11 protein-coding genes are annotated in these 19,018 nt (G+C 68.6%); 5 read left to right on the forward strand and 6 right to left on the reverse strand.

The annotated features are described in order from the left end of the window. Positions 1-125: 125 nt before the first annotated feature. Complete coding sequence (locus tag ICN82_RS02780) at positions 126-812, reverse strand: ATP-binding cassette domain-containing protein (protein ID WP_193179353.1); 687 nt, start codon at positions 810-812, stop codon at positions 126-128. Positions 813-1,190: 378 nt separating this feature from the next. On the opposite strand from ICN82_RS02780, the gene ICN82_RS02785 reads away from it, so the two are divergent. Both ICN82_RS02785 and ICN82_RS02790 read left to right on the forward strand, forming a co-directional pair. Next, positions 1,191-2,939, forward strand: a complete 1,749-nt coding sequence (locus ICN82_RS02785; protein WP_407943742.1) for a serine hydrolase — start codon at positions 1,191-1,193, stop codon at positions 2,937-2,939. A gap of 326 nt (positions 2,940-3,265) precedes the next feature. Further along, a complete protein-coding gene (locus tag ICN82_RS02790) occupies positions 3,266-11,116 on the forward strand; it encodes an ExeM/NucH family extracellular endonuclease (protein WP_193179359.1) in 7,851 nt (2,616 codons plus the stop codon). 91 nt (positions 11,117-11,207) lie between these two features. Here the strand turns inward: ICN82_RS02790 and ICN82_RS02795 are convergent, their stop codons facing one another. After that, positions 11,208-11,813 carry a riboflavin synthase gene (locus ICN82_RS02795; RefSeq protein ID WP_193179361.1) on the reverse strand — a complete coding sequence of 202 codons (606 nt, stop codon included), beginning with the start codon at positions 11,811-11,813 and terminating at the stop codon, positions 11,208-11,210. Between the two features lie 252 nt (positions 11,814-12,065). On the opposite strand from ICN82_RS02795, the gene ICN82_RS02800 reads away from it, so the two are divergent. Continuing rightward, positions 12,066-13,202, forward strand: a complete 1,137-nt coding sequence (locus tag ICN82_RS02800; RefSeq protein ID WP_226898245.1) for a polysaccharide biosynthesis/export family protein — start codon at positions 12,066-12,068, stop codon at positions 13,200-13,202. Positions 13,203-13,418: 216 nt separating this feature from the next. On the opposite strand, the gene ICN82_RS02805 is transcribed toward ICN82_RS02800, so the two are convergent. The 4 genes from ICN82_RS02805 to ICN82_RS02820 form a co-directional block, all read right to left on the reverse strand. Then, a complete protein-coding gene (locus tag ICN82_RS02805; protein WP_193179381.1) occupies positions 13,419-14,186 on the reverse strand; it encodes a DUF4167 domain-containing protein in 768 nt (255 codons plus the stop codon). A gap of 233 nt (positions 14,187-14,419) precedes the next feature. Next, positions 14,420-15,256 (reverse strand): peptide chain release factor N(5)-glutamine methyltransferase, encoded by an 837-nt coding sequence (gene prmC, locus ICN82_RS02810; RefSeq protein ID WP_193179391.1) that lies wholly within the window; start codon positions 15,254-15,256, stop codon positions 14,420-14,422. Continuing rightward, positions 15,253-16,308: a peptide chain release factor 1 gene (prfA, locus tag ICN82_RS02815; RefSeq protein ID WP_193179393.1), complete on the reverse strand. Its 1,056-nt coding sequence runs from the start codon at positions 16,306-16,308 to the stop codon at positions 15,253-15,255. The genes prmC and prfA overlap by 4 nt, the downstream gene beginning before the upstream one ends. Before the next feature lie 51 nt (positions 16,309-16,359). Beyond that, a complete protein-coding gene (locus ICN82_RS02820; protein WP_193179395.1) occupies positions 16,360-16,818 on the reverse strand; it encodes a DUF1499 domain-containing protein in 459 nt (152 codons plus the stop codon). A gap of 110 nt (positions 16,819-16,928) precedes the next feature. Here ICN82_RS02820 and mazG point away from each other — a divergent pair, with 110 nt between their 5' ends. Both mazG and ICN82_RS02830 read left to right on the forward strand, forming a co-directional pair. After that, positions 16,929-17,750 carry a nucleoside triphosphate pyrophosphohydrolase gene (mazG, locus tag ICN82_RS02825; protein ID WP_193179403.1) on the forward strand — a complete coding sequence of 274 codons (822 nt, stop codon included), beginning with the start codon at positions 16,929-16,931 and terminating at the stop codon, positions 17,748-17,750. Between the two features lie 73 nt (positions 17,751-17,823). Continuing rightward, positions 17,824-18,825, forward strand: coding sequence for a Fe(3+) ABC transporter substrate-binding protein (locus ICN82_RS02830; RefSeq protein WP_193179405.1), 1,002 nt, complete (start codon positions 17,824-17,826; stop codon positions 18,823-18,825). The last annotated feature ends 193 nt before the right edge of the window (positions 18,826-19,018 follow it).

Genomic DNA, 19,018 nt, shown 5'->3' on the forward strand with positions numbered 1-19,018 from the left:
GCGGCGGCAGGCGCCCCCCCGGGGAAGGCCCCTCCGCTGCACCCGCGCCCTGCGCCCGTCGGCGCCGCGCGGTCTCCAGCGCGCGGGCCAGTCGCGCGGCGCGGTCCCCGTCCTGCCCGCCATGCTCAGTCATCGCCGGTCTCCCCCGGCGGCGCCAGCTGCAGGATCGTCTGCCCCTGCAGGTCCAGATCGCGCGGATCGCGCAGCGCCAGCAGCAGCGTCGCCCCCGCCGCCGACAATCCGGCCAGCAGGTCGCGCATCGCCGCCGCCCCCGCCCCGTCCAGCCCCGCCAAGGGCGCATCCAGGACATAGAGCCGGGGCTCCTGCGCCATCAGCATCGCCAGGTCCATGCGCCGCCGCTCGGCCCGGCCGAGCGAACGCGCGGGCTGTTCGGCGAGCGCCAGGAGCCGCACCTGCTGAAGCAGCCGTTCGGCGCTGTCGAGCAGCTCCCAGTCCCCGGATCGGCGCGCGAAAAGGCCCGGTCCGCGCCCCAGGCGGCGGCGCAGCGCGAGGCAGACGTGATCCAGCACCGACAGCCCGCCCAGGACCGCATCTCCGGCCAGGCTGCGCGCAATGCCCGCCCGTGCCCGTGCCGGGGCGCCCAGCCGTCCGATATCCTGCCCGGCTAGGAACACCTGCCCCGGCGCGGCGCGGCGCTGTCCCGAAACCAGGTCGAGACAGGCCGTCTTGCCGGTTCCGGGCGGCCCGCAGACAAGCCCCGTTCCGCCGCTCTCGAGCGTCCAGCCGACGCGCCGCCCCGCCCCTGCTTGCGGCAGGTCCAGCCCGCGCAGTTCCAGCAGGGTCGTGGTCATGGCCGTCCTCTCCCTCCGGGCCCGTCCGGTTGCGGCACGGTCCTTGCCCGCCTCAGCGTTCCGCGTCGCGCGGCAAAGTTCAAGCCCCGGCGGGAATCGGCTGGTTCCCCCGTTCCGCGCAAGCGCCATGCCGTCGCCACCGGCGGAGCGATGCGTTTGTGCAACAATCGGCGCCAATCCCCGCACATAGATGTAGGGGAAGAGCCGAAGCCAGCCCTCAAGATGACCGATTCCGCCGCGACCGGCCTCCGGCGCCACCGAGAAAACCCGGATGCAAGCAACTAATTCTTCTGACACGCTGCAGGGCCTGTGATATTTTTGCGGAAAGGCAGGCGCTGACCGGAAAACCGGCGGCAACAAATCAGGCAGGTGACGTCAATGAAACGTCTGGAGCAGCGGACAGGCTGGGCCGCCGTGATAACGGCGCTCTCCATCGTGATCTACGCATCCCTTTCCATACCGGCGACCGCACGGCAATACGCGGATTTCGTGATGGATGCCCGAACCGGCGAGGTGTTGCATTCGCAGAACGCCGATACCCGGCTCCACCCCGCATCGCTGACCAAGATGATGACGCTCTATGTCACTTTCGAGGCGGTCGAACGCGGCGAGATCTCGCTAGACACGAAGGTGCGCATCACCAAGGCGGCGGCGGCGGAACCGGCGTCAAAGCTGTATCTCAAGGCCGGCAGCACCATCGCCCTGCGCTACCTGATCCGCGCGGCGGCGGTGAAATCCGCCAATGACGCCGCCCATGCCATCGCCGATGCGGTGGGCGGCTCGGTCCCGGCCTTCGCCGACCGGATGAACCGCACCGCCCGGGCGCTGGGGATGAAGAACACCACCTTCAAGAACCCCCACGGGCTGACCACCGCCGGGCACCTGTCCACCGCCCGCGACATGTCGATCCTGGGGCGGCACCTGTTCTACGACTATCCCGAATATTACAACCTGTTCTCGCGCATCACCACCGATGCCGGGCTGACCACCGTCGCCAATACGAACCGGCGGCTGCTGTCGAGCTATCGCGGCGCGGACGGGATCAAGACCGGCTATACCAATGCCGCCGGCTCGAACCTGACCGCTTCGGCGGAACGCGGCGGCGTGCGGATCATCGCGACGGTCTTCGGCGGATCCTCCTCGGCGGCGCGCAACAAGCGGGTGGCCGAGCTTCTGGACCTGGGGTTCCGCAAGGCCCCCAAATACGCCAAGGTCGTGAAACCCGCCAAGCCCAACTATGCGGTGGCCAGCGCCCGCACCCTGGTGCGCACCAGCGCCGTGCCGCAGCCGCGCCCGGCCTTCATCGTCGCCATGGCCGCCGCGCGGGACAATATCGTCATCGCCTCCGCCGAGATCGACGCCGCGCTGGCGGAGGCGCAGGACGCGCTCGAGGATGCGGCCCCCGCGACCCCGGCCATGCCCGAGGAATTCGTGGCCCGCTCCTACGTGCCCGCGCCGCGACCCGAGGACCTGCTGCCAGCCGCCGCCGGCACGGACGCGGCGACCCTGGCCGCCCGCGCGGCGCTGGAGCAGGACACGGTCGCCGAAGCGGCCGACGGCATTGCCCCCGCCGAGCCCGCCGCCGCCGAGGCCGCGGTGGAACTGGCCATGGCAGAGCCCGCCGCCGAGGCGGCCCCCGCGCGCCCGCTGCGGCTGGAGATCGCCTCGGTGCTGGGCAAAATCACCTCGCCCGCCAGCCCGGCCGAGGCCAGCACCGCCCCTGCGGGCACCGTCTCCGCGGCAGAGGCCCCCGCCCCGGTCGAACTGGCCGCCGCCGAGGCCGTGCCGGTCCCCGATCCGCGCCCGGCCGTGACCTTCTCCACCTCCGACATGGCCTTCGCCGCGCAGCAGGATGCCGCGGATGCGCCGGTCACCGTCTCCACCCGCCAGGGCCCGGACAGCTGGGGGGTCGCGGTCGGCCGCTATTCCACCCGCTGGCAGGCGGAGCGGGTGCTGCTGACCACCGCGCTGCAGCAGGTCGACCTCCTGGGCAAGGCCCGCCGCTCGGTCGTGTCCAAGCCCACCGGCTACGAGGTGCAATTCGTCGGGCTCAGCGAGGCGGAGGCGGAACAGACCTGCCAGCGCCTGAGCGCGCGCGACCAGAAATGCGCGCCTTTCGGATCGTGACCGGCAGGTCCTGACCCGGAAGGACCGCGACAAGCGGATGACGGCGGCGGCGAAGAGCAATCCTTCGCCGCCGCTGCCGTTCCGGTGCCCTTTTGACGGGCAGCCGGGACGCCCGCGCGGCGGCATTCCTTACCAAAGGTAAAATCGGGGTTTGTCGCACTGGTTTCATGAATCATCATTAACCCGTGCGTTGAAATCGGTGGGGGGGTCCCATTCGCGGCCGGAATGAACGCGGCGCGATCCGGAGCGGGTCGCGGGCGGCTTTCCTGCGCGATGCGGCCTGCTTCGCCATCAGGACATTCCAGCGAAGAAGGCGACCCCCGTCCATGACCGTGATCTATTCCGAAGGCTTCGAAACAGACGGCAACGGCACCCGCTATGCGACCTCGGCGGCCGAATTCACCGACGGATCCGGGGATTTCTTCCTGCGCACCGACGGCAGCGACATCGGCAGCTTCTACCAGGTGACGGGCGGCGAAGGCGGGTTCTACTTTGCCGGGATGGACCTGGACGGCGAAGGCGCCTCCGCCTCGCAGGCCCTGACCATCACCGGCATCGACATCTCGGGCTTCACCGATCTGGGCCTGTCGGTCATGGTCGCCGAGGATGATGACGGCGACAACCAGGACTGGGATGCCGACAGCCGGTTCAGCGTCGAGTATGCCATCGACGGCGGCGCCTTCCAGACCGCGCTGGCCTTCGTCGCCTCGGGCACCAATACCGAGCCGATGCAGGATACCGACCTGGACGGGATCGGCGACGGCCCTGCCCTGTCGGAGGCCTTCGCCGCCTTCGCCGCGGCCCTGACCGGCACCGGCAGCACGCTGGACCTGCGCTTCTCGATGAGCAATCTCGATGCGGGCGACGAGGATGTCGCCTTCGACGCGATCGAGATCACCGGCACCGCCGCCGCCACGGGCGCCGCGCAGCTCGAGATCACCGAGATCTGGCCGGGCAATGCCGAGGGCGGCAACCTGACCGCCGACTGGTTCGAGATCACCAATGCCGGCGATGCCGCCTGGGTCTCGGGCGTGGATTTCGACCTTTATTACGACGATGACAGCGCCGATGCCTCGGTCGCCGACCCGATCGAGGGGATCGGCCAGATCCTCGCGGGCGAAAGCGTCGTGGTCGTCCTGGGCAATGCCGCGGATGCCGCCGAATTCGCCGCGCTCTGGGGCGAGGTGCTAGACCTGTCGGGCGTGCAGATCGGCTATTCCGACGGTTCGGGCCTGGGCCAGGGCGGCGATGCGGTCACCCTGTTCGAAGACCGGGACGGCACGCTAAGCCAGATCGGCATGGAGGCCTATCCCGATGCTGATGCCGCGGCAGGCGGCTCCTGGGACGTGGCCAACGGCGCCTTCTCGAGCGCCGGAACGACCGGCGGCCAGGGCAGCCCCGCCGCCGCCACCGCGGTTAATGACGCGGGCGAGGCCGCCATCGGCACGCCGGGCAATGCCCCGCTGGCAGAGGCGCCGGAAACCGCCTTCACGCTGGAGCTGTTCCATGTCGCCGACCAGGAGGGATCGGCCGCCTCGGTCGCCGATGCGCCGAACCTCTCGGCCGTTCTGGCGGCGCTGAAGGCGCAGGACCTGGGCGAAGACGGCATCGAGGACAACACGCTGTTCCTGTCCTCGGGCGACGCGATCATCCCGGGCGTCTTCTACTCCGCCTCCGAGGCGGTCTTCGGATCGGCGGGCATTGCCGACATCCAGATCCAGAACGAGCTGGGCATCCAGGCGATCGCCTTCGGCAACCACGAATTCGACATGGGCACGACCTCCATCGCCGCGCTGATCTCGGGCGAGGCCAATGGCGATTTCTCGGCCCTGACCGGTTCGGCGCTGGCGGGTCTGGACTTCACCGGCACCGCCATGTCCTACCTGTCGGCCAACCTGGACTTCTCCACCGATCCCGCTATGGCGGCGCTGGAGGTCGCGGGCGGCGGCGCCTCGACCGGCGGCACCGTAACCTCCTCGGTGGTCTTCGACGTCAACGGCGAACAGGTGGGCGTCGTCGGCGCCACCACGCCGACCCTGGCCTCCATCTCCTCGCCGGGCACGGTCGGCGTCCATCCCGAATGGGCGGGCACCAACCCCACCGATGCCGAACTCGACGCGCTGGCCGCGCTGATCCAGGAAGAGGTCGACGCGCTGCTGGCGGACAACCCGGCCATGAACAAGGTCGTCCTGCTGGCGCATATGCAGCAGATCGGCATCGAACAGAGCCTGGCCACGCGGCTGGAGAATGTCGACATCATCGTCGCGGGCGGGTCCAACACCCGGCTCTTCGACGAGGATGACCGGGTCCGCGACGGCGACAGCGTCCAGGGCGAATACCCGCAATTCTACACCAATGCCGGCGGCACCCAGACCGTGCTGGTCAATACCGACGGATCCTACAAGTACCTGGGCCGTCTGGTCATCGATTTCGACGCCGAGGGCAACATCATCCCCGGCAGCTACGACGCGGCCGTCTCGGGCGCCTATGCCACCGACGATCAGGGCGTGGCCGATCTGGATGCCGCGGATCTGGTGGACCCGGAAATCCAGGCCATCGCCGATGCGATCGAGGCGCAGATCATCGCCACCGAGGGCAATGTCTTCGGCTATTCCGAGGTGTTCCTGAACGGCAACCGTTCCGGCGCGGAGGGCGACAGCGACGGGGTGCGCACGCAGGAGACCAACCTGGGCAACCTGACCGCCGATGCCAATCTCTGGGCCGCGCAGCAGGTCGATGCCGAGGTGGTCCTGTCGATCAAGAACGGCGGCGGCATCCGCGCCTCCATCGGCGAGACGATCGTGCCGGCCGGCGGCACCGAGGCGGTGCGCAGCGCCAATGCCGAGCTGGTCGATGGCGAAGGCAACGTGATCAAGGGCGAAGGCGGCATCAGCCAGACCGACATCCAGACCGCGCTGGCCTTCAATAACGGGCTGGTCATCATGACCCTGACCGTCGAGGAGATCGTGGGCCTGCTGGAACATGGCGTCAGCGCCCTGCCCGGCGTGGCCGGCGCCTTCCCGCAGCTGTCGGGCGTGGAATTCTCCTTCGATCCCGACCTGCCCGCGGGCAGCCGCATCGAGGATGCCGCGCTGGTCGATGCCGAGGGCAACGTCATCGCCGCGCTGGTCGTGGATGGCGAGATCCAGTCCCCGGCCGATACCTACAAGATCGTCACGCTCGACTTCCTGTCCCAGCCGGCCTTCGACTCGGCGGGCAACTTCATCGGCGCGGGCGACGGCTATCCCTTCCCCAACACCAATACCGACCCCGCCCTGGGCGAGCTGGGCGACCCGGAGGTCGTCGCGCGGGTGGGCCGCACCTCCTTCACCGAGGAGGGCGACCGCGACGGTGCCGCGACCTTCGCCGAGAACGGATCGGAGCAGGACGCGCTGGCCGAATACCTGGCCGCCCATCACGGCACGGCCGAGACCGCCTATGACGAGGCGGACGAGACCGCGGCCGGGGATGATCGCATCCAGAACTTGAACCACCGCGACGGCGACATCTTCCCCGGCCAGGCTTCGGATGCGCCCGCGATCTTCTCCTACGGGCAGGATTTCGACAGCGAGACGACCAACGGCGCCAGCTATGTCGATACCGGCAACCCCGCCGAGGATCACGCGCTGGAAAACAACGAGGGCCAGGCGCCGGTCAATTCCGTCGTCTCGGGGCTCGACAAGAACGGCCAGCTGGGCTTCACCGCCTCCTATATCAACACCCGCAATGACGTGGGCCTGACCGATGGCGACTATGTCGGCGTGGCCAATTACGCGGGCACGGTCGGCGCCTACACCTCGGGCAGCCAGGGCTACGAGATCCACGATGCCGACGGCGCGATGCTGCTGACCTTCGAGACTGTCGACACGTCCAACGCCGCCGAGGTCACCGTGTCGCTGGATGTCTTCGTGCAGGAAACCGGCTGGGAGGAAGATGACGTGATCCGCATCGGCGTCGATACCGACGGCGATGGCGAGATGGACCTGTTCCTGCTGGACACGACCGGCAAGGATGTCAACGATCTGGGGCTCGAAGGCCGCTGGACGACGCTGAGCGCGACGGTGCCCGCCGCGGCCGCGCAGGCGGCGCTGATGGTCTATGTCGACAGCGACAGTTCCTCGGAATCGGTCTATATCGACAGCGTGAAGATCGAGACCGCGCCGCTGAGCGAGTTCCGTTTTGCCCAGAGCTTCGAGAACGAGGCGGCGCGCGCCGGGCTCTATTTCGACCAGGGCGATGCGAATGCGGATCACGACCTGGAAAACCAGTCCGATGACCGCCGCCGCCTGGTCGACAGCGAAGCCTCCGGCATCGCCACGACGGGCGAGCTGGCCTTCAACGCCCGTTTCGAGGACACCCGGCCCAGCCGCGACGGCATGACCGATGGCAGCCCCACCGGCGTCAGCTTCAACACCGGCTTCACCGGCGGGATGTCCGACGGCGTCAACGGCTACCAGTTCAAGGATACCGACGGCAATTTCGTGCTGGAATTCGAGCGGATCGAGAATATCGCCTCGGATCTGGTCACCGTCTCGCTGGATGTCTTCGTCAACGAGACCGACTGGGAGGCGCGCGACCGCATCGCCATCGGCGTCGACCTGGATGGCGACGGGGTGATCGACCAGTACCTGGCCGACACGACCGGCAAGCTGGTCGACGAGGTGATGACCGAAGGCCAGTGGATCACCTATTCCGCCGATATCGTCGCCCCCGACAGCGTGCAGCTGATCGTCGAGCATGATGCCAACTGGAAGGCGGAATCGATGATGATCGACAATGTCGTCATCGAGGGAAAGACCGGCGTCGCGGGCATCCCCGCCGCCCCCGCCCCCGAGGCGCAGTCGGGCCTGGCCCACAGCATCGCCTCCGTCACCTCGATCATGGGCGGCGCCGAGATCGTCGCCAAGGTCCATGGCCATGACACCCTGGCCATCGCCAATGGCGCGGGCGTGACCTTCTACAACATGGCCGACATCGCCAACCCGACGGCGACCTACCAGCTGGACCCGCTGCTGATGGGCGCCGACAGCGCGGCCGTCACCTCGGTCGCCGCTGCCGGAACGGGCGCCACCGCCGCCGTGGCCTTCGCGGTCCCGGCCGCCGATGTCACCGCCAATGGCACGGTCTATGTCGGCAACTACGTCAACGGGCCCTATACCGCGATCGAGGTCGGCGCCCTGCCCGACATGGTCGCCTTCTCGGCGGACGGCAGCTACCTGCTGGTCGCCAATGAGGGCCAGTCGGCCGATGCCGACAACGCCCCGGACGTGCTGCCCAATCCCGACGGCTCGATCTCGCTGATCGCGCTGGAGCGCGACGGCGACGGGCTGCTGACCGGCGGCTACACGATGGAAAGCTACGACTTCTCCGACGCCTCGATCACCGCCGAGGCGCTGGCGGCGAAGGGCATCCGCATCAATCCCGAGGCGCCTTCGGTCGCGGCGGATATCGAGCCCGAATTCATCACCGTGATCGGCAACTCGGCCTATATCTCGCTGCAGGAGAACAACGCCGTCGCGATCATCGAGGACATCACCACCTTCACCGGCTTCACCATCGACAACCTCGTCACCGCCGGTGAGGTCGACCACCTTCAGCTGGGCTTCGGCATCGACACCTCCGACGAGGATGGCGGCGCCGATATCGCCACCGCCGATGTCACCGGCCTGGCCATGCCCGACGGGCTGGTCGCCTTCGAGATCGGCGGGGTCACCTGGTTCGCCGGCGCCTCCGAGGGCGATACCCGCGGCACCGACGAGACCCGCGCCAAGGATGCCAATGTCGATCCCGACGCCTATTCGGCCGAGGATCTGGCCGACGGCAACCTGGGCCGCCTGACCGTGTCCACCACCGATGGCGATACCGATGGCGACGGCGATATCGACCAGCTGACCGCCTTCGGCACCCGCTCCTTCGCGATCTACGACGCCGAGGGGACCCGGGTCTTCGACTCGGGCGACCTGCTGGGGCGGATCGTGCTGGCCGAACAGGGCGAGGAGCGCTATCCCGACGGGCGCTCCGACAACAAGGGCGTGGAGCCCGAATATGTCGAATTCGGCGAGGTGGACGGCACCCCCTATCTCTTCGTCGGGCTGGAACGCGCGCAGAGCGTCGTGGTCTTCGACATCACCGATCCCCAGAACCCGGTCTATGACAGCTTCATCGACCTGCCGGATGTGGACGAGCCGGAGGGGCTGAAATTCGTCCCCGCCGCCGACAGCCCCACCGGCCAGCCGCTCCTGATGGTGGCGGGCGAGGCCAACAGCACGCTGGCCATCGTCGAGCTGGGCTCGACCACGCCCGAGCTGAGCATCGGCGCAGTCCAGGGATCGGGCGCCGAAAGCGAGATGACGGGCCAGCAGGTGAAGCTCAGCGGCGTCATCGTCGGCAATTACACCGCCGAGGGCGAGCTGGACGGGGTCTATCTGCAATCCACCGCCGCCGGGGCGGATGGCGATGCCGCCACCTCCGACGGGATCTTCGTCTATCTGGGCGACAGCCTGGCCGATCTGCCGGAGCTGGCCGAGGGCGACCTGGTGACCGTCACCGGCACGGTGGACGAGTATTTCGGCCAGACCCAGATCGACACCGTCACCAGCCTGACCGTCGAGGCGGCGGACCAGCTGGACCAGGTCGAGGCCGCGGTGATCAGCCTGGACGGCACCGGCAGCTATCTCTCCGCCGAGGGCTACGAGGCGGTCGAGGGGATGCTGGTGACCATCGAGGACACGCTCTATGTCAGCGAATACTACCAGCTGGCCCGCTTCGGGCAGGTGACGCTGACCGAGGGCGGCCGCCCCTATACCTACACCCAGCAGAACGCGCCGTCGGTCGAGGGCTATGCCGCCTGGCTGGAGGAGCTGGCCGGACGGCAGATCATCCTCGATGACAGCGGCAATATCGACAATGCCTATACCGGCGACGATGCGGTCATCCCCTATCCCGAGGGCGGACTGTCGGTGGACAACTATTTCCGCGGCGGCGACAGCGTCACCGGCCTGACCGGGGTGATGAGCTGGAGCTGGGCGGGGGCCTCGGGCACCGATGCCTGGCGCCTGCGCCCGACCGAGGCGGCCCCGGTCAGCTTCGAGGCGGAGAACCTGCGCGAGGAGACGCCCGTCGATGTTGGCGGCAGCCTGAAAGTGGCCAGCTTCAACGTGCTGAACTACTTCACCACGCTCGATGACGGGTCGCAGTCGGTCAATGGCGATCCGCGCGGCGCCTCCAGCCAGGCAGAGCTGGACGCCCAGACCGCCAAGCTGGTCGATGCCATGCTGGGCATGGGGGCGGATGTCTTCGGCCTGGTCGAGATCGAGAACGAGTTCGGCGACCAGAACGGGGATGGCCGCTTTGCCGTCCAGTACCTGGCCGATGCGCTGAACGAGGCGGCGGGTGCCGAGATCTACAGCTGGGTCGATCCCGGCCAGGGCACGGTGGACAGTTCCGACGTCATCACCGGCGCCTTCATCTACGACACCACCACGGTGGAGGTGACGGCCGGCAGCACGGTGGCGATCCTCAACGACGCCACCAGCCCGCTGGAATTCGACAACGCGGTCTTCGACGGGATCAACACCAACCGCGCCTCGCTGGCCGTCAGCTTCACCGAGCTGGCCACGGGCGAGAGCTTCACGGCGGTGATGAACCACTTCAAGTCGAAGGGCACGGTCAATTCCGCCGAGGGCAATGCCGATGCCGGGGACGGCGCGGGCGCCAACAACGCGATCCGCCTGCAGGCGGCGCAGGCGCTCGATGCCTGGCTGGCCACCGATCCCACCGGTTCGGGCGACACGCGCAGCCTGGTGATGGGCGATCTCAATGCCTATGCGCAGGAAGACCCGATCACCTGGCTGGAAGAGAACGGCTATGCCGATCTTGCCCGCGCCTTTGCCGGGGAGGACGCCTACAGCTATGTCTTCGACAGCCAGCTGGGCACGCTGGACTATGCGCTGGCCAATGCCGACATGTTCGACTTCGTCACCGGGGCGACGGAATGGCACATCAATGCCGACGAGATCCCCGTCTTCGACTATAATGACGACATTCTCGACGGCGGTGAATCCTCCTACGAGGAAGAGCCCGGCGGCACGGATCTGGCGCTGGACGGCCCCTGGCGGACCTCGGATCACGATCCGGTTCTGGTCGGGCTGGACCTCACCGCGGATGCGCTGCTCTGAGCACGAGCGGTCCGGACAGCGAAAGGCGCCCCTCGGGGCGCCTTTTTTCATGACGGATCACATCGGCCGGGTCATCGGCCGGACGGCCGGGTCATTCCCAGTCCTGCAATCGCGCGACATAGCGCGCCAGCGTGTCGATCTCCAGGTTCACCGCATCGCCCGCGCGGATCCCGCCCCAGGTCGTGTGCGCCCTGGTATGGGGGATGATGTTGACGCCGAATTCGCAGCCTTCCACCTCGTTCACCGTCAGCGAGGTGCCATTGAGCGCGACCGACCCCTTGGAGGCGACGAAGCGCGCCAGCTCCGGCATCGCGCGCAGCCGCAGGCGGGTGCTGTCGCCCTCCTCGGCCAGCGACACGACCTCGGCGATCCCGTCGACATGGCCCGACACGATATGACCGCCCAGCTCGTCGCCCACGCGCAGCGCGCGTTCCAGGTTGATGCGGCTGCCCTGCTGCCACGGACGGCGCGCCAGGCTGGTGCGCGAGACGGTTTCGGCCGAGAGATCGGCGGCGAACCAGCCTGCCCCCGGATCGCCGCCGCGCCCGGTCACCGTCAGGCAGATGCCGTCGCAGGCGATGGAGGCGCCGATCTCGATCCCTGCCGGGTCATAGGCGGTGGCGATGCGCACGGCGAGGTCGCCGCGCTGCTCCAGGCCGACCACCTGGCCGATATCGGTGATGATGCCGGTGAACATGAGCGTCTCTCCTGATTTGGCCCGCCGCGCCGGGGCGGCGGCCGGTCCCCTGCCCGAGAGTTCCCATGTCCCGCCGCCGGAGCCAAGGGCTTCTGCAGCAGATCGCGCCTATGACCGCGATGCCGCACCGATTGCCGCGCCCGCACGCAACGGCTTGATCCGCAGGCCCGGTTGCGGCCATTCTGCGGCAAACAAGAACGGCATGGCGGCCAGCGGTCCGGCCATGCCCAGATCAGAGGTGGAGTGCCCGCAATGGCATGGACAGTGACGGCACGGGCCCTGCGCCTGGCCCTCTTGATGACACTCGGCGCGGCCGTGGCGGGCTGCGGGCTGCCGCGATCGGGGCCGTCCAAATCGGAAGTCATGAACAGTTCCGTCCAGCGCAACGGCTCGGCCTATGTCGTCCTGACCTCGCGGGGCATCGCCAAGGCCGCCAATTACGCGCCGGCCCTGGGTTTCTCCTCCGGGTTCCGCAGCACCGGCGTGGTGGGCTCGGACACGATCCGCGCGGGCGACACGCTGGGCCTGACGATCTGGGAGAATGTCGACCAGGGGATCCTCAGCGCCACGGGAGCCCCGACGCCGCTGAACTCCGTGCAGGTCGATGGCGACGGCTATATCTTCGTGCCCTATGCGGGACGCATCCGGGCGGCGGGGCTGACCCCCGAGCAGCTGCGCAACACCATCACCAACTCGCTGCAGATGCAGACCCCCGACCCGCAGGTCATGGTCGCGCGCGAGGCCGGGGACGGCGCCACCGTCTCGGTGGCCGGATCGGTGGGGGCGCAGGGCGTCTATCCGATCGAACGTCCGACCCGCACGCTCAGCTCCATGCTGGCCCAGGCCGGCGGGCTGACCATCGAATCCGAGATTGCCCAGGTGACCGTCCTGCGCGGCGACCAGCGCGGCACGATCTGGTTCAACTCGCTGTTCCAGGCGCCGCAGAACGATATCGCGCTGCGCGGCGGCGACCGCATCCTGGTAGAGGCCGACAAGCGGTCCTATACCGCCCTGGGGGCCACCGGCGCCCAGACGAGGATCAATTTCAACAGCCAGGAACTGACCGCGATGGAGGCCCTGGCCCAGGTCGGCGGCCTGCAATCGAACACCGCCGACCCGACCGGCATCTTCGTCCTGCGCGAAGAACCCGAAAGCGTCGCGCGGGTCGTGACCGGGGATCCCGCGCTCTACGGGCCGCAGCAGGTGGTCTATGTCCTGAACCTGACCTCGGGCGAAGGCCTGTTCGTCGCCAAGGACTTCCAGATCCGCAACGATGACACGATCTACGTGACCGAAGCCCCCTGGGCGCAGTTCAACAAGGCGATGTCCACCTTCTTCGGCAGCCTGAATACCGCCGCATCCAGCCAGCAGCTGGCAACCGGCTTCTGACGACCGGCGGGGCCCCGCGCCCCGCCCGCAGACCGGCCATCGCGCGCCCGGATCGCAGACGCGGTCCGGGCGTCTGCATATCCGGCCTGCCCCGTCGCCACCGCCCCCGTCGCCACCGCATGCCGCGCGGCCATGAAAAAACCGCGCATCCCCGGGGATGCGCGGTCTCGTGATCGGGTGCGGTGCCCCGTGGCCGGGACGGGGCCGGAGGCCGTCCTACTCGGCGGCTTCCTTCGCCTCGCTGCCGGCATCCGGCGCGGATTTGCGGCTCCGGCTGCGCTTGGGCTTGGGCGCATCGGCCGCGGCCTCGCCGCCCTCGGCAGGCGCGCCCTCTTCGGATTTCGGCTTGCGGGTCCGGCGGCGGCGCGGCTTGGCGGCGCCGTCCTCGGGCGTGTCCACCAGGCCGGTATCGGCCGCGGCAGAGGCTTCGCCGGTCTCCATGACGCCCATCGCGCTTTCGGCCGCGGGCTCCGCCGTCTCGGGACGCCCGGCATCCGCCTCGGCGGCAGAGGGCGCAAGATCAGGCTGCGGCTGCGCAGACCGGTCTGCCCCGAAATCGGTATCCGGCGCTGCGCCCCCGCGCTGGTCATCGTCGCGCGATGCATTGCGCTGGTCGTCCTCGCGGGTCTGCCCGCGCTGATCGTCATTGCGGTCGCGCTGGCGGAACTGCGGCTGCTGGCCGTTCTCGCGGTTCTGGTTCTGGTTCTGCGCTTCCTGGCTTTCGCGGCGCGCCTCGGTTTCGCGCTGCGCCTCGCCCAGCATGCGGGTATAGTGCTCCGCGTGCTGCTGGAAGTTCTCGGTCGCGACGCGATCATTGCCCAGCTGCGCATCGCGCGCCAGCTGAAGGTACTTGTCGATGATCTGCTGCGGCGTGCCGCGCACCTTCCCCTCGGGACCGGAGCTGTCAAACACGCGGTTGACGATATTCCCGACCGAACGGTTACGGTTCGACTTCGACCGTGATCGTGACTTCGAAGATCTCATTTTACTGCGGGTTCCAGCCTTGTTCGAATTGTCCTTGGCCAAACTTAAATCTTCTCGGCCGCCCGGGCCGGTACGTCTTGAGCTGTTTGGCTTGGGGCTGAGGGGAGCCGCGCGGGCTCCACTACTCGGCAGAACGTACTAAGCATGGCACCGCCGGGGAAACAAGCACAAAAGCGGATCGGTCACGTCAAATCTGCAAAAAATTGAAGATAATCCGCGCAATTTCCGTGAAATCACGGGCGGATCGCCGCCACGACGCGATCGCGTCCGTCCAGATCCGGCAGGATGCGGATGGCGGAAAACCCGGCCCCGGCGCAAAGATCCGCGACATCCGGTCCCTGGGCCGCGCCGATTTCCAGCAGCAGCCGACCGCCGCCGGACAGGCGCGCAAAAGCCTGCGGCAGGATCGCGCGATAGGCGGCCAGCCCGTCGATACCCGGCGACAGCGCCATGGCCGGTTCCCAGCGGGTCACGTCCGGCGCCAGCGCCGCCAGCTCCGCCTCGGCGATATAGGGCGGGTTCGACACGATCAGGTCGAAAGGGCCCTCCGCCCCGGCCGTCCAGTCGCCCAGCCGGAAGGCGGCACGCCCCGCCAGCCCCAGCGATGCGGCATTGCCCCGCGCCACGTCCAGAGCGGCGGCGGAGGCATCCGTGGCCACGCCCGTGGCATCGGGCCATTCCGCCAGCAGCGTCAGCAGGATGCAGCCCGAGCCGGTGCCGATATCGAGGATCCGCGCGGCCGGCTGCCTCAGCGCCTCGAGGATCAGCGCCTCGGTCTCCGGGCGGGGGTCCAGCACATCCGGCGTCACGCGGAAACGGCGGCCGAAGAAGTCGCGGCGGCCGAGGATCTGCGCCACGGGCTGGCGGGCCGCGCGCGCGTCCAGCATTGCCCGGAACCGTGCCTCGGCCCCCTCGGGCCAGGGGTCGCGCTCGGCCAGGACCAGCCGCGAGGGGGTCAGCCCCAGCGCCTCCGCCGCCAGGCGCCGGACGTCGCGCGCCGGATCGGCCACGCCCGCCGCCGCCAGCCGCGCGATGGCGGCGCGCATCGCCGCGCCCACGGTCGGGCTCATGAGTCCAGCTCGGCCAGCCGCGCCGCCTGGTCCGAGGCGATCAGCGCATCGGTGATCTCGGTCAGATCCCCCGCCATCACCTGCTCCAGCCGGTAGAGGGTCAGGTTGATACGGTGATCGGTGACCCTGCCCTGCGGGAAATTGTAGGTGCGGATCCGTTCGGACCGGTCGCCCGATCCGACCTGGCTCTTGCGGTCGGCGGCGCGGGCGCTGTCGGCACGCTGGCGTTCCAGGTCGTAGAGCCGCGCGCGCAGCACCTGCATGGCGATGGCGCGGTTCTGGTGCTGGGACTTCTCCGAGGAGGTCACGACGATGCCCGTGGGAAGATGGGTGATGCGCACCGCCGAGTCGGTGGTGTTCACATGCTGCCCGCCCGCGCCCGAGGCGCGCATCGTGTCGATGCGGATGTCGTTCGGGTCGATCTGGATATCGACCTCCTCCGCCTCGGGCAGAACCGCGACGGTGGCGGCGGAGGTATGGATGCGTCCGCCCGATTCCGTCTCCGGCACGCGCTGCACGCGATGGACGCCGGATTCGAATTTCAGCCGGGCAAAGACGCCCTCGCCGGTCACATGGGCGGTGACTTCCTTGATCCCGCCCAGTTCCGTCTCGGCCAGTTCCAGCACCTCGAAGCGCCAGCCCTGGCCTTCGGAAAACCGCTGATACATGCGCAGCAGGTCGCCCGCGAAAAGCGCCGCCTCCTCGCCGCCGGTACCGGGGCGGATCTCGATCATGGCCGGGCGCGCATCGGCGGCGTCCTTGGGCAGGAGCGCCAGCTGGAGCGCATGCTCCGCCTCGGGAAGGGCCGCCTTCAGACGCGGCAGCTCCTCCTCGGCGAGGCTGCGCATCTCGGGATCCTCCAGCATCTCGCGCGCCTCCGCCATGTCGGCGACCAGCGCGCGCCAGGCCAGGATCTGGCCGATCACGGGTTTCAGGTCGCTGTATTCGCGGGACAGGCGGACGATTTCCCCGGCCCCCGCGCCGCTGGCGAGCTTGGCCTCGAGGAACTCGAACCGGCCGAGGATCTGGTCGAGCTTGTCTTCGGGTATCATGGACCGGCAATGCCCGCGCCCGCGCGCGCCGTCAAGACCGGCTCGCCGCCCTCAGGCCAGCGCCTCCAGCCAGTCCAGCACCCGGCGCCGGTTGACCCCCAGGTCGTAGGAGCCGAAGCGCAGCCGCGAATAGACCGCAACCGCCGTGCCCTCGGAAACCGGCCAGGCGATGACGGAAATGTAGTCGGGGAACCCGAAAAGCCGCGAGCGCGCCACATAGGTGACATGGCGGTCGCTGGGGCTGCCGGCCAGGCGCGTGACCCCCGGCGTCGCCTCCGCCACCGCGTCCAGCCGCGCCATCACCTCTTCCGGCGCGCCCGCGAAACGCGGCGCCGGGCCATCGGAGGGATCGCCGTCGCGCAGCAGGTAGGCACCGTCCTGGCCCTGATCCTCCACATTGCGCGGATCGACATGCCAGACCTGCGGATCGCTGGGCGCGAGCCGGACATAAAGCGAGAACAGGACGGCCACGGCCAGTCCGATCGCCACGAAGATGGTCACGAGTCGCATGGATCACCCCCAGAATCTGGTCCAAGACTAGCCTGACATGGGGCCGGACCCGCAGAGGGGGCACCGGACCAATTGTCCCATCACCGACCAGAGCCCGACCGGAGCCCGCCATGACCCAGACCCGCGACCCGATCTTCGACACCGCGCCCGGCCTGCCGCGCCTGCTGGAGATCATGCGACGGCTGCGCGATCCGGAAACCGGCTGCCCCTGGGACATCGCCCAGGATTTCGCCACCATCGCCCCCTACACGATCGAGGAGGCCTATGAGGTGGCCGACGCGATCGAGCGGCAGGCCTGGGGCGAATTGCAGGGCGAGCTGGGCGACCTGCTGCTGCAGACGGTCTATCACGCGCAGATGGCCGAGGAGGCGGGGCTGTTCGGCTTCGACGATGTGGCCGGGACGGTGGCGCAGAAGATGATCGACCGCCATCCGCATGTCTTCGGCGACGAGAGCCGCGACAAGACGCCCGACCAGCAGACCGCCGACTGGGAGACGATCAAGGCCGCCGAACGCGCGAACCGCGCCCGCGGCGGCGTGCTGGACGATGTGGCGCTGAACCTGCCGGGGCTGACGCGGGCGGTGAAATTGCAGCGCCGCGCGGCGCGCGTGGGCTTCGACTGGCCCGCGACCGATCAGGTTCTGGCCAAGATCGCGGAGGAAAGCGCCGAGCTGGTGGAGGCGCGCGACGAGCTGAGCCAGGCGGAGGTGACCGAGGAGATGGGCGACCTTCTCTTCGTCATGGCGAACCTCGCGCGGCATCTGGGCGTGGAGCCCGAGGAGGCGCTGCGCGCCGCCAATGCCAAGTTCACCCGCCGCTTCCGCGCCATCGAGGCAAGGCTGGCCGAAAGCGGCCGCCGCCCGGCCGAGTCGGACCTGGCCGAGATGGACGCGATCTGGGACAGCGTCAAACATGCGGAAAAAGCCGGGTGACCATCTGACAGGCATTGATTGACTAATTTGGTCATGTTTAAGTCGCGGCACATTTCGCACCCGGAGTTCGATCATGCGCCTGACATCCCTGACCGCCCTTGCCGCTCTCGCCGGAGGCTCCGCCTTCGCGCAGGAGGTGAATGTCTATTCCTACCGCCAGCCCGAGCTGATCGAGCCGATCTTCGATGTCTTCACCGAGGAAACCGGGATCGCCGTCAATGTCGCCTTCCTCAATGCCGGGATGGTCGAGCGGCTCCAGGCGGAGGGCGAGCGCAGCCCGGCGGACCTGGTCTTCACCGTCGATATCGCGCGGCTGATGGAAATCGTGGAGGCCGGTGTGATCCAGCCGGTCGATTCCGACATCCTGACCGCGGACATTCCCGCCGCCTTCCGCGACCCGGAGAACCGCTGGTTCGCCGTGACCAGCCGCGCGCGCGTCGTCTATGCCGCCAAGGACCGCGTCGCCGATGAGGACATCACCACCTATGAAGACCTGGCCGATCCCAAGTGGAAGGGCCGGATCTGCACCCGCCCGGGCACGCATGAATACAATGTCGCGCTGGCCGGGGCCTACCTGCTGCATCACGGCGAGGAAGCGACCCGCACCTGGCTGGAGGGGCTCAAGGCCAACCTCGCGAAGAAACCCCAGGGCAATGACCGCGCGCAGGTGAAATCCATCTGGGCCGGCGAATGCGACATCTCGCTGGGCAACACCTATTACATGGGCCAGATGCTTGCCGATCCCGAACAGAAGGACTGGGCCGAGAGCGTGCGGCTCCTGTTCCCGGTCTTCGAGAATGGCGGGACGCATGTGAACATCTCGGGCGTCGCCATGACCAAGGCCGCGCCCAATCGCGACAACGCGGTGAAGCTGATGGAATTCCTGGCCTCGCCGGAGGGCCAGCAGCTTTATGCGGAACTGAACAACGAATACCCGATCTCGCCGGAGACGCCGCCCTCGGATCTAGTCGCGTCCTGGGGAAGCTTCACCCCCGACACGCTGGAGCTGAAGGACCTCGCGGCCGCCCGTCCGCCCGCGCTGCGCCTGATCGAAGAGGTCGATTTCGACGGCTGATCCCGGCCGCGGCCGCCTGCGGGACCCGCTTCGCGGCGGGTTTGCGCAGGTCTGCCACGGTTTCGCCATGCAATGACCCCGCCCATGCCCCGGGCTCTCCGCGACGATGCCATCCGCGGGGGGGACAAGGGGTCATCGCAAGGACGCGATGCAGAAGGTCCCGGGGCCGCGCATTCACAGCCCCCACGGGCAA

The sequence above is a fragment of the Mangrovicoccus algicola genome (assembly GCF_014903745.1).
In the GTDB taxonomy this organism is placed as follows: domain Bacteria; phylum Pseudomonadota; class Alphaproteobacteria; order Rhodobacterales; family Rhodobacteraceae; genus Mangrovicoccus; species Mangrovicoccus algicola.